10 protein-coding genes and 3 pseudogenes are annotated in these 11,464 nt (G+C 73.9%); 3 read left to right on the forward strand and 10 right to left on the reverse strand.

Annotated elements, in window-relative coordinates; all coding sequences use genetic code 11:
• Positions 1–105: 105 nt before the first annotated feature.
• From KPL57_RS18935 to KPL57_RS18975, 9 genes and pseudogenes are all read right to left on the reverse strand, one after another.
• Positions 106–711, reverse strand: coding sequence for a DedA family protein (locus KPL57_RS18935; protein WP_020624503.1), 606 nt, complete (start codon positions 709–711; stop codon positions 106–108).
• Between the two features lie 99 nt (positions 712–810).
• Positions 811–1,762, reverse strand: a pseudogene (locus KPL57_RS18940) (IS5 family transposase).
• Between the two features lie 14 nt (positions 1,763–1,776).
• On the reverse strand, positions 1,777–2,430 hold the full coding sequence (locus KPL57_RS18945; protein WP_226352610.1) for a response regulator transcription factor: 654 nt from the start codon (positions 2,428–2,430) through the stop codon (positions 1,777–1,779).
• The gene (gene macS / locus KPL57_RS18950) at positions 2,427–3,602 is read right to left on the reverse strand and encodes a MacS family sensor histidine kinase (protein ID WP_226352611.1); all 1,176 of its coding nucleotides are present in this window, start codon (positions 3,600–3,602) and stop codon (positions 2,427–2,429) included. The genes KPL57_RS18945 and macS overlap by 4 nt, the downstream gene beginning before the upstream one ends.
• Positions 3,599–4,554: pseudogene (locus KPL57_RS18955) on the reverse strand (class I SAM-dependent methyltransferase). Before KPL57_RS18955 ends, macS begins: the two are co-directional and overlap by 4 nt.
• Positions 4,555–4,633: 79 nt before the next feature.
• Positions 4,634–5,413 carry an enoyl-CoA hydratase/isomerase family protein gene (locus tag KPL57_RS18960; protein ID WP_226352612.1) on the reverse strand — a complete coding sequence of 260 codons (780 nt, stop codon included), beginning with the start codon at positions 5,411–5,413 and terminating at the stop codon, positions 4,634–4,636.
• A gap of 10 nt (positions 5,414–5,423) precedes the next feature.
• Positions 5,424–5,702 (reverse strand): response regulator transcription factor, encoded by a 279-nt coding sequence (locus KPL57_RS18965; RefSeq protein ID WP_226352613.1) that lies wholly within the window; start codon positions 5,700–5,702, stop codon positions 5,424–5,426.
• 35 nt (positions 5,703–5,737) lie between these two features.
• Positions 5,738–6,217, reverse strand: a complete 480-nt coding sequence (locus KPL57_RS18970; RefSeq protein ID WP_226352614.1) for a hypothetical protein — start codon at positions 6,215–6,217, stop codon at positions 5,738–5,740.
• Positions 6,214–7,848 (reverse strand): hypothetical protein, encoded by a 1,635-nt coding sequence (locus tag KPL57_RS18975; RefSeq protein ID WP_226352615.1) that lies wholly within the window; start codon positions 7,846–7,848, stop codon positions 6,214–6,216. Before KPL57_RS18975 ends, KPL57_RS18970 begins: the two co-directional genes overlap by 4 nt.
• A gap of 953 nt (positions 7,849–8,801) precedes the next feature.
• Here KPL57_RS18975 and KPL57_RS18980 point away from each other — a divergent pair.
• The 3 genes from KPL57_RS18980 to KPL57_RS18990 all read left to right on the forward strand — a co-directional run bounded on the left by KPL57_RS18980 (position 8,802) and on the right by KPL57_RS18990 (position 11,025).
• Entirely contained in the window at positions 8,802–9,008 is a 207-nt protein-coding gene (locus KPL57_RS18980) for a hypothetical protein (RefSeq protein WP_226352616.1), read from the forward strand.
• Positions 9,002–9,394 carry a hypothetical protein gene (locus KPL57_RS18985; RefSeq protein WP_226352617.1) on the forward strand — a complete coding sequence of 131 codons (393 nt, stop codon included), beginning with the start codon at positions 9,002–9,004 and terminating at the stop codon, positions 9,392–9,394. The genes KPL57_RS18980 and KPL57_RS18985 overlap by 7 nt, the downstream gene beginning before the upstream one ends.
• A gap of 167 nt (positions 9,395–9,561) precedes the next feature.
• Positions 9,562–11,025: a hypothetical protein gene (locus KPL57_RS18990; protein WP_226352618.1), complete on the forward strand. Its 1,464-nt coding sequence runs from the start codon at positions 9,562–9,564 to the stop codon at positions 11,023–11,025.
• A gap of 28 nt (positions 11,026–11,053) precedes the next feature.
• Here the strand turns inward: KPL57_RS18990 and KPL57_RS18995 are convergent.
• Positions 11,054–11,286, reverse strand: a pseudogene (locus KPL57_RS18995) (hypothetical protein).
• Positions 11,287–11,464 lie beyond the last annotated feature (178 nt).

Consider the following 11,464-nt stretch of genomic DNA (forward strand, 5'->3'; position numbering starts at 1 on the left):
GACGGCTCAGCTTGCCATGTGCCGCAGCGCAGGAGACCGTCCGAACGGCGCGGGACGAAGGTTCGACGCGAACGGGTCGGGCGCCCGTCGGACCGGCCGGACCGGTCAGACCGCGACGACGGGGCGGCGCAGCCGCAGCAGTGCCCTGGCCGCGGCGGCCACGGATGCGACGAGCGCCGCGAGCACGACCCCGGCGAGCACCGACATCAGCGGGTCGCCGTGCGTGATCGGTCCGACCAGGACACCGATGCCGGTCATCCAGGTGCTCCACACCAGCGCGCTGGCGACGGTCGCGGGCAGGAACGCGCGCAGCGGCAGCCGGACCCGGCCGGCCGCGGACACGCTCGCCAGCCGTCCGCCCGGCAGCAGCCGGGTCGCGACCAGCGCGGTGATCGGCCGGCGGTGCAGGTGGCGGCGGATCCAGGCACCGGTCCCGTCACCGCGACGGGTGGCCCGGACCACGGAGTGGGAGCTGCGTCCGGCGCCGTAGAGAAGCGCGTCACCGAGCAGGGAGCCGACCACCGCGGCACCGAACAGGGCCACGATCCGCCACCGGTCGCCGTCCGCCAGTGCGGCGGCCGTGGCGCTGAAGAGCACCGGCTCGCTCGGGAGGAACGGGAACGGCCCGTCGCACATCACGGCGACGGCGAGCAGGGGCACCAGCCAGGGGCTCTGGAGCAGGTACCCGATCAGCGCGCTCGGGTCGGTCACAGGCGTCTCCGGGGGTCGCGCGTCGGGGGCTGGTCCGAGTCTGCCGGGTCCCGTGACCTGTTCGTGATGGGGGTGTCCCCCGTTACCGTTTGCCGCCGCTCACCGCGGGGAACCCACCGTGCCGCTCCCGGACGGGCTCAGAGCGTGTTTGGAAATTCTAGTGGGTTGAGGGTGTCGTGTGTTTCTGCTGGCGGGTGGCGGGGTATCCACGGGCGATGCGGCGGGTGATGGTGTTGATCGCGGCCCAGCGGATCATGGCTTCGGATGTGGTGGGGTGGCGTTCGTAGTCTCGGGCCAGGCGTCGGTGTGCGGTGAGCCAGGCCAGGGTCCGTTCGACCACCCACCTTCGTGGGAGGACGGTGAATCCGCGCTGCTCGGGTGGCTTGCGGATGATCTCGATCGTTGTCTGCAGGATCGTGGCGGCCCAGTCGAGCAGTCGCCCGGCGAAGCCGGCGTCGGCGTAGACGAACCGCACCCTGGTGCGCAGGTAGAGGTTGAGCAGGATCGGCTTGGCGCCGTCGCGGTCCTGTACCGAGGCCGAGCACACCATCGTGGTCAGCAGCAGACCGAGGGTGTCGGTCACGATGAACCGTTTCCGTCCGCCTGTCTTCTTCCCGGCGTCGTAGCCGCGGGAGTCCTGGCCGACGGTGTCGGCGCCCTTGACCGACTGGGAATCGATGATCCCCGCACTCGGCTCCGGATCACGGCCCTCGGCGATACGTAACTGCCCCCGCACGACCGGGAGGATCTTCTCGGTGACCTTCTGCTGTTCCCACTGGTTGAAGTACCAGTAGACGGTCTGCCAGGGCGGGAAGTCCACCGGCAACGCCCGCCAGGCACACCCGGTCCGCACGACATACAAGATCGCGTCCAGCACGTCCCGACGAGCATGAGCAACAGGCCGCCCCCGCCGCGCGAGCGGCGGTAACAACGGCTCGATCACCACCCACTGGGCATCACTGGTGTCCGAGGGGTACCGGCGCGGTCGTTCCTGCATGCCGACCACGATGGAGCACCCCAGCCGTGTCGACCATCCCGACACACCCACCATTTCCAAACACGCTCTCAGTCGGCGAGTCCCTGTTCGATCGCGTAGCGGACGAGCTGGCTGCGGTTGTGCAGCTGCAGCTTGCGCAGGGTGTTCTGCACGTGGCTCTCGACGGTCCGGTGCGAGACGACGAGCTTCGCCGCGATCTGCTTGGCCGTCATGCCCTTCGCGACCAGGCGCAGCACCTCGGTCTCCCGCTCGGTGAGCGCCGGGACCGACGGCGCGCCGTCGGCGAGGCGCGGGGCGTCGGCGAGCCGCCGGTACTCCCCCAGCACCAGCCCGGCCAGCCCCGGGGTGAACACGGCGACGCCGTCGGCGGTGCGCCGGATCGCCTCCAGCAGCTCCTCGACCCCGGCCGACTTCACCAGGTAGCCGAGCGCACCGGCCTTGACCGCCTCCAGGACGTCGGCGTGCTCGCCCGACGCGGACAGCACCAGCACCCGGCTGTCCGGGCTCTGCTGTCCGATCGCGGCGATCGCGTCCACGCCGGAGGTCGCGCCCAGGTTGAGGTCCATGAGGATCACGTCGGGCCGCACGGCCGTCGCGATCCGGACCGCGGCGGGCGCGGCCGGGGCCGTCGCGACGACGTCGAGGCCGCGCTCGGCGAGGTCGCGGGCCACGCCCTCGCGCCAGATCGGGTGGTCGTCGACGACCATCACCCGGATGCTCATGTGTCCTCCCGGGGGACCCTGATGACCCATTCGGTTCCGATGTCCGGTCCGGTGTCCAGCGTCAGTGTCCCGCCGATGTCGCCGACGCGGCCACGGATCGAGCGGGACACCCCCATCCGGCCCTGCGCCTCGGCCTCGGCGAGGCGGCCCTCGGGGATGCCGGGGCCGTCGTCGCGGACGCTGACCTCGACCGCCCCGGGCAGCTCCTCGACCAGCACCCAGGCGCGCGCGTCCGGGCCCGCGTGCAGTGCCACGTTCGCGAGCGCGGCCCGCACCGCGCCCTCCACCTCGTCGACGACCGGCCCGCTCAGCTCGACCGGCCGTCCGGGGGCCGAGACGGTGACCCGGTCCGAGGCGAGGATCCGCAACGCGGCGGCGAGGTCGCGGCGCCCGGACGCGTCGGTGGTCCCCGACCCGGACAGCAGCGCGCGCAGCGCGGTCTCCTGCTCCCCGGCGAGCACACCCAGCTCGGTCGCCCCGCCGCCCAGCTCCGCACCGCGGCGCTGGACATGCGCCAGCACCTGCAGGACGCCGTCGTGCACGGCCCGGGTGAGCCGCTCGCGTTCGGCGGTCGCGGCCTGTTCGGCGACGAGGCGGCGCAGCCGGGCGGCGGTGCGCTCCAGCACGTGCGCGGCGAACCCGACGGTCAGACCGGCCAGCAGGAGCAGCTGCATGTCGCCCAGCTCCAGCACCCCGAACCGCTGCTTGGACAGCACCAGCGCCACCGAGATCACGGCGGCGGCGAGCACGCCGCCGGTGATCCGGAACGCGACCGCGCAGGCCAGCACCGCACCGGAGGTCCAGATCGACCCCATGCCGGGGCCGCCCTCGTCGAGGTGGGCGACGCGCACGACCAGCGGGGTCGTCGCCATGACCGCGACGCAGACACCGAGGTCGGCCAGCGCCAGCAGGCCGCGGCGGTCCGGGGCGCCGGGCAGCCCGCCGAGGTAGCCCCACGACGTCACGGCCGTCCACACCACCATCACGCCGAGCACGGCGACCGCGGCCAGCGGGCGCTCGTAGCCGGGGCGCAGGTGGTAGAGCGTCACGCCGACGACGGTCAGCAGGGTCAGCAGGCGGTAGGCGATGACGCCGCGCCAGAACGGCTCCAGCGGGTGCTCCACGTCGTCGAGTCTGACGGCGAGGGCGCCCCGGCGGGGCCGAACGCTCATCTCGGCTTCGTCCCGGTGATCAGCGCGTTGTAGAACCAGCTGCGCGGCACGACGTGGGTGAGCAGGTGCTCGTCGAGCCAGGACAGCCGCTGCCAGCCGTGGTAGGCGAACATCGCCCAGTTCCACCCGAGTCGCCCGGGCGGGACGGCGGCCTCGAAGGTCCGCACCGGCCAGCCGAGCATGGCCGCGGCGAACTCCTCGGTGTGCGCGGCGACGCCCTCGGCACCGGCCCGGCGGGCGGTGGCCTCCAGCACGGCCGGGTCGAAGGTGTGGATGTCGACGACGGACTCCAGCGCGGCGGCACGCGAGGACTCGTCGAGCTCGTGCTGCGGGCGGCGCCAGCCCCGCAGCGGGCCGAGCTTGGTCAGCGTGGTGGTGGCCTTCCAGGTCCACTGCCCGAGCGTGCGGGCGTAGGCGTCGCCGACGGTGGTCGGCTCGCCCGCGAACACGAACCGCCCGCCCGGCTCCAGCACCCGCAGGACCTCGCGGAACGCGGCCTCGACGTCGGGGATGTGGTGCAGCACCGCGTGCCCGACGACGAGGTCGAAGCTGTCGTCGGGGAAGGGGATGTGCTCGCCGTCGACGACGGCGCCCTCCACCTCCAGCCCGAGGTGCTCGGCGTTGCGGGTGGCGGCGGCGACCATGCCCGGCGAGAGGTCGGTGACGACGCCGCGGTCGGCGACGCCCGCCTGCATGAGGTTCAGCAGGAAGAACCCGGTGCCGCTGCCCAGTTCCAGGGCGCGCAGGTAGGGCGGCCGTCCCACGGGGCCGCGGCGCGGAACCGGCCGACGGCGTAGTCGATGCAGCGCTCGTCGTAGCTGATCGACCACTTCTCGTCGTAGGTGCCCGCCTCCCAGTCGTGGTAGAGCACGTTGGCGAGCTTCGGGTCGTGCCAGGCCGCCTCGACCTGCTCGGCGGTGGCGTGCGGGGTGGGCGCCGGGTCCGAACTCATGAGTAGGAGTTTTGCAGAACGGCGCCGCCGACCCGCTCCCCGCCCGGGCGCGTCGCGCGTCCGGGCGGGGCGGTGCGGCTCAGCGGCCGGTGAAGGTGGCCTTGCCGGGGCCGTTCTCGACGAAGCTGGCCATGCCGGCCTTCGCGTCGTCGGTGGCGAACACGCCCGCGAACAGCTCGGACTCGATGTCCAGGCCGGTGCGCAGGTCGGTGTCGAGGCCGTTGTCGATCGCCTTCTTCGCCGCGGCGTAGGCCAAGGCGGGGCCCGCGGTGAACTGCTGCGCCCACGCGACGGCGCGGGTGTAGACCTCGTCGGCGGGCACGACCTCGTCGACCAGGCCGATCTCCAGGGCCTCGTCGGCCTTGACCATGCGGCCGGTGTAGATCAGGTCCTTGGTGCGGGACGGGCCGATCAGCCGCGCGGCGCGCTGGGTGCCGCCGCCGCCGGGGAAGATGCCGAGCAGGATCTCCGGGAAGCCGAGCTTGACGTTGTCGCCCGCGATGCGGCGGTCCGCACCGAGCACGACCTCCAGGCCGCCGCCGAGGGCGTAGCCGGTCACCGCGGCGACCGTCGGCTTCGGGATGGTGGAGATCGCGCCCAGCCCGGCGGAGAGCTTGCGGGCCTGCGGGGCCATGTCCGAGTAGGACATCGACGCCATCTCCTTGACGTCCGCACCCGCGGCGAAGGTCTTCTCCCCGCCGTGGACGACGACCGCACGCACGTCGGCGCGGGTGGCGGCCTCGTCGGCCACCTCCAGCAGCTCGCCCTGGATCTGGCGGTTCAGGGCGTTCATCGGCGGGCGGTCGATCCGGATCGTCCCGACGCCGGCGTCCACGGACAGGCTCACGAATTCGGTCACGCAGCGGACTCTAACGGGCCCCGACGCCGGGTTCCCACGGCTCGGGAGCCAGCCCGGTGAGCCGGCCCGCCAGGTGCGCGACGACCAGCTCGCGCCGGTTGCGGCAGCCGGTCTTGCCGAAGAGCCGGGTGAGGTGGTTCTCGACCGTCTTCTCGCTCATCGTGATCCTGGCCGCGATCTGCCGGTTCGAGCGGCCCTCGGTGATGAGCTCGACCAGCTGCATCTCCAGCTCGGACAGCCGCTGCTCGGTGAGCTCGGGGGTCCGCACGGTGATCCCGTACCGCGCCATCGCCCGCCGCACCGAGCGCCGGAGCCGGACCGCCTTCAGGTCGTCGGCGATGGCGAGCGCCTCGTGCAGCAGGGGCTCCGCCTCCTCGGCCCCGACGACGTCGGCGGCCTGCAGGCACGCCTGTGCCAGGTCCGGCAGGCTGCCCCGTTCACGCCACCACGCGACGCGCCCCGGCGGGCGGCGGCGGGGTCGTCGTGGAGCATCGCCCGGATCAGATCGCCGTACTCCGGGCCGACCGACTCGGGCTCCGCGGCGACCGCCTCCTCGACCGCCTCGCCGATCCGGCGCCGCCACCCGTCGTCGCCGCTGCTGCGGGCGAGCATCGCCAGCCAGTTCAGGACCTCACCGGCGTGCGGCCCCGGGAAGCCGCGCCGCAGCTCGCGGCAGTACACCGCCCAGGTCAGGGGCAGCGCCTCCAGCGGGTTCTCCCCGGTGTAGGCGAGCCGCGCCTGCGCCCACTCCCGCAACGCGGGCACGGCGGTGTCGGTGTCGGTGTCGTCGAGCTCGGGGATCATCTGCGCCCACGCCAGTGCACGCCGTTCCCGGCCCCGGTAGCGATGGACGGCCGCGGCGGCCAGCGCCGCCCACGGCCGGAGACCAGGTCCGCGGACTCCTGGGTCTGCAGCAGCCGGGCCGCCGACAACGCCCGGTTCCAGCGCCCGTCCCCGTAGGCGATCATCATGCGCTCGAACGCCGCGAACGGGCCCTCGGCCGGCGGCCGGTAGCCGGGTCCCTGCAGCCACCGGAGCAGCGGCACCAACCGCCGCCGGGAGTACGCGTGCCGGACGTCCGCGGGCACCCGCAGCGAGTCCGCGGACAGGTCCCGCAGCGTCGACACCGGCCCGCCGGGCGCGAGCGGCGCGAAGCCCCGCACCAGCTCACCGATCGACAGGTGGTCACCGCGCCACCAGCGCTCGCACAGCTCCAGCGGGCAGTAGGGATCCCCGATCCCGGCCAGGGCCGAGCGGACCGGCGCGCTCACCCGGCGGCCGAGCTGCAGGGCGGCGAGCGCGGCGGCCGCGGTCAGCTCGGTGCGTGAGCCCGTCGTCCGGTACCCACCCTCGTCGACGGCGTCGGCGACGAAGTCGGCCAGCTCGTCGAAGCGGCCCGCGGCCCGGGTCGTGCGGATCAGCTCGGTCTGCACACGACGCCGGCCGTGTCCGGGCCCGGCGTGCCGCCACGCGGACCGGAGACGGGTGATCGCGCGGTCCGGGTCGCTGTCGGCGACGCGGACGGCCTCGTCGTGCAACACGACCGTCAGCCGCTGCTGGGCGGGCCACACCGTTCCGGCCGCGGCGACGTGGTCGGCGAGCGCGGACAGGTCGTCGCGGCCGCTGAGCTCGACCGTGGGCTGCAGCCGGCGGCCGATCCGCACGTGCAGGTCGCGCAGCGCGTCCTCCCCCAGCCCGGCCCGCACCGTGGTCCCCAGCGCCCGGCACAGCGGTGTCAGGCGCCCCCGGAAGTCGCACTCGAGCGCGGACTCCGCGGCGAGGGCGTCGACGACGGCGCCACAGCCCACCGCGGTCCGCCCGGTCGCCCCGGCGACGGCGTCGAGGTCGGCGATCCGGAGCCCGGTGGGGCCCGCCGCGAGGGCGACGAGCTCCTCCGCGACACGACCTGCGGTGCGCACCGCCTCCACCAGGAAGTGCCCGGGCGGGAGCCCGATCGGCGCGCGGTCGTCGCGGAGGCAGAGGTTGCGGTCCACGCGCACGACACGGTCGTCCGCACGCAACGCGGCCAGGGTGGAGATCAGGGTCCCCGGGCACCCGAACAACAACCCGAGCGCGCCCCGCAGGGCGTCGACGAGTCCCGGGTCGACCGGGCCGCCCGCCCGCCGGCGCAGGATCTCCACCGATGCCTCGTCCGGCAGCATCGGGAGGTCGATGATCTCGTCGGCGGCGTCACCGACCTCGGCGACCTGCTCGGTCGGGAGCTGTGCCGTCCGCGTCGCGGCGAGCACGCGGTGCCCGGCGCGCCGGGCCTCCGCGAGCACGAACAGCGGAGCCTCGACGTGGTCGGCGTCGTCGACGGCGACGGTGACCGGGCCCCGGGCCCCGACCGCGGCGAGGAGGCGACCGGTCTCCGCGCGCACCCGGGAGCGCCCGGCGATCGACTCGTAGGTCTCGGCGGTGGCCAGGTGGCGCACCGACCGCATCGCCCCGGGCAGTTCGAGCCCGGGTCGAGCTGCTCGAAGGATCGACGGACCGCGGCCAGCAGCGGGCGGACCCCGAACCGGTCCCAGTCCGCGTGGTCCTGGACCGCATCCACGAACAGGACGGTGGAACCCGACTCGCGCAGCTCGTCACTGATCCGGGTGAGCAGTGCGGTCCGCCCGCTGGAGGTGGGGCCACGGAGGACCGTCAACGACGCCCCTGGCGTGCCGCGCAGAGCGTCCAGCACCTCGTCCCGACCACAGAGCTCGATCAGTTCCCTGCCCACGTCACCGTCCCTGTCGTGCGGCCCTGTCATGCGGCCCCGCAAGCTGCGACGATCATGACATGTAGCGCGGAACGGTACGATCGACCGACGAGGCACGATCCGCACCGCCGCGACCGGCCCCCGGGAAGACCGGGCACCGGCCCGATGTCCGCTCGTCGTCCGCGTGCGAGGACTCCCCCGTCCTGTCACGCCGTCGTCGACGACCGCCCTGTGGAGGCACCCTTGCCCGTCCCGGACCTTCCGGACGACGGAACCCGCCCGGCCCTCGTGCACGGACCGCCGGGTATCGGGCGCACCACCCTGCTCGACCGGCTGGCGCCGGATCGGGGACCGCGGCGGCGAGGTCCTGCGCCTGCGCTACACCCCCGACGGTCCGGTGATCGACGGGGGCACGGCCGTCCTCGACCGGGTCCCGCCGACGCTGCTGCACCCGGTCGACGGCGCCCGGCACTCCCCCGCCCTCGCCGCCCGGGTGGCGGCACCGATCGCGATGGTGCTCGACCGGCACCGGCTGACCCTGCTCGTCGACGACCTGCATCGCAGCGATCCCGACTCGGTCGCGGTGCTCGCCGCGCTGGTGCCGTCCCTGGCCGAGGCCGGTGTCCGGGCGGTGTTCACCGTCCAGACCCCGGTCCCGGGGTTCCTGCGTCCCTTCGTCCGGTGGTCCGTGCGCTGCGTCGCGACGGCGTCCTCGACTCGCACCGGCTGCGGCCGCTCGACCGTGCGCAGATCGCGCGCCTGCTGGCCGAGCAGCTGCGCAGCCGTCCGGCACCCGAGCTGGTCGACCTCGTGCTCGCGCGGACGCGGGGGGTGCCGGAGGCGGTGCTGGACCTGTTGGGAAGCCTCTCGGCGGGAGGCGCGTGGTGATCTCCGACCGGCACGCCTACCTCGGTCCGGGGCAGGAGCCGACCCCCCGTCCGGACGGGCCGCTGCTGCGCCCGGTGCGTCGCCTGGGACCCGCCATGTGGCCGGTCGCGACCGCCGTCGCCCTGCTCGCGCCGCTCGGGCCTGCACTGCCCCGGCTGCTCGCCGCGAGCCTCGACATCGGCGTCGAGCAGGCGCGCGACCACCTCGGCGAGCTCGTCGACGCCGGAGTGCTGCACCGTGGCGGGGCGGACGGCGGCTGGCGCTTTCCCGGTCCCGCAGGTGGCGGTCGAGCTCGCCGCCTGTCTGGGCCCCTACGAGCGGCGCTGGGTGGCCGTCACCGCCGTCGTCGCGATGTGGACCGGCGCCGCCCACGCCGAGGACCCTGACTACCTCACCGACCGGATCGCCGAGGCGGGCGCGCTGTTGGACACCGGCCGGCCCGGACCGAGCTGGTCCAGCGGGCCACGATCCGTGCCGCCGACGACCCGGGCCGGACGAAGGCCTGGTGGCTGGCCGCCGCGGAACTGTCCTCCGACCGCGCCGACGAGGCGATGTGGCCCGCTGGATGTACGCCACCAGCTGCTACCGCACCCGTGACTACGCCACCGCCGTCACGACCATCGAGTCCGTCCTGGAGGACCTCGGCGGCGTCCTGCCCGAGGAGTGGGTGATCGACGCCGGTGCGACGCTGCTCGGCTCGATGCGCAGCCTCGGCGACATCGAGGGGCTCCGCGCCGTCGCCCACGGCCGCCGCGAGCTCCCCGGTGACGTGGCCGCCCGGTCCTCGTGGCGGGCGCTGGCCCTGTTCATGCTCGGCCGGTGGCGGGACGCCCTGGAGCTGCTCGACGAGACACGGTGGGCGTGGCGCGGGCCGGGGGCGAACTCCTACCTCGGGGACACGATCTCGATGATGGCCGAGCTGGGTGCGGGACGTCCGGCGACGTTCGAGACGCTGCTCGCCGACCGCGAACTGTGGCCGAAGGACAACTCCGCCCGTCGGCAGCTGGCCTTCGTCCAGGGGCTGGTCACACTCCTGCTCCAGCTCAGCGAGGTCGACCGGGTCCGCCGACTGATGGCGAGCGAGGGGGTTGACCCCGGAGATGCTGAGCCTGTCCGACCGGCCTCGCTGGCGTTCCTGGAGGGCCGGACCACCGAGGCGAAGGACCTGGCCCGCCGCTACCGCGTCGGTGGGCTCGTCGTGGGGCACGACGCGGGCCTGGAGCTGACCCAGCAGCACCACGCCTTCCTGCTGCTGGCCCGGGGCGACATCACCCGGGCCCGGGAGTTCCTGGACGAGGCGATCGCGGCGAAGTCGTCGCTGCGGACATCTGCTCGCCGCCCCCCGTGCCCTCGCCGACGTCGCCGTCGGGGACCTCGACGAGGCGATGGACCGGCTGCAGAGCTCGGTCGCCGACGCGGAGGAGCGCGGTGTCCTCATCGGGACCGAGGCGACCCACCTCCAGGTGGCGCGCATCGCCATGGCTCGCGGCGACGCCGACGGCGCCCGGCGCGTGGGCGGGGCGCTGGAACGTCTGCACGGGATGCTGGGAACCTCGCGGACGGAGCTGTACCTGCTGCTCGTGCGCTCTTTCGTCGACCGCGACGGGGCGACCGTCGAGAGCTGTCTGCGGCTCGCCCGGGAGCGCGGGATCCCCCTCGAACTGGCGACGGTCATCGGCATGCTGGGCGAGCTCGATCTCGTGGGGCCCGACGACCTGTGGGAGTGCTACGACCTCTTCGGGGAGCTCGGCGCGCTGCTGTGCCGCAGCTGGGTCCGCGGCCTGATGACCCGCGCCGGCGTGACCGTGCCGGGCCGGGCCTCGGTCGTGCGGAGAACGAGCGGCTGCTGGGCCTGCTGGTGGGGCAGGGCTTCGGCAACCGGACGATCGCCACGATCCTCCAGGTCAGCGAGAAGAGTGTGGAGGGCAGGCTGGGCCGGATGTTCGCGCCGCGCGACCGGCTACCGTCGCGCACCGAGCTCATGACGGCGATGCAGGACCCGGGGTTCTCCGGCTGACCGGTCGAGCCCCGGACCTGCGACGGCCTCAGACGGCGAGTTCGAGGTCATCCACGGTCAGCAGTGTCAGGTCGGCGGGATCCACGGCGCCGCCGGAGCTCAGCCGGGACGCCTGCCGGTCGGCCATCCGCTCGAACACCCGACGGCGGTGCGCCCGTTGCCGAACGTGCCGTCCTTCGGAATCCGTTCGAAGTAGGCGAGCAGGGCCTGCTCGGCCTCCGGGGCGAGGCGGTAGTCGTGGCGCTCGCACTGGCTGCGCACGATCGTGACCAGCTCGGGGGCGTCGTAGTTGCGAACTCGATGGTCCGGCTGAAGCGGGACTCCATGCCCGGGTTGGCCTCCAGGAACTGCTGCATCTCCTTCGAGTAGCCGGCGGCGATGACGACGACGTCGTCGCGGTGGTCCTCCATCAGCTTGACCAGGGTGTCGATCGCCTCGC

Source organism: Pseudonocardia sp. ICBG601, from assembly GCF_020496245.1.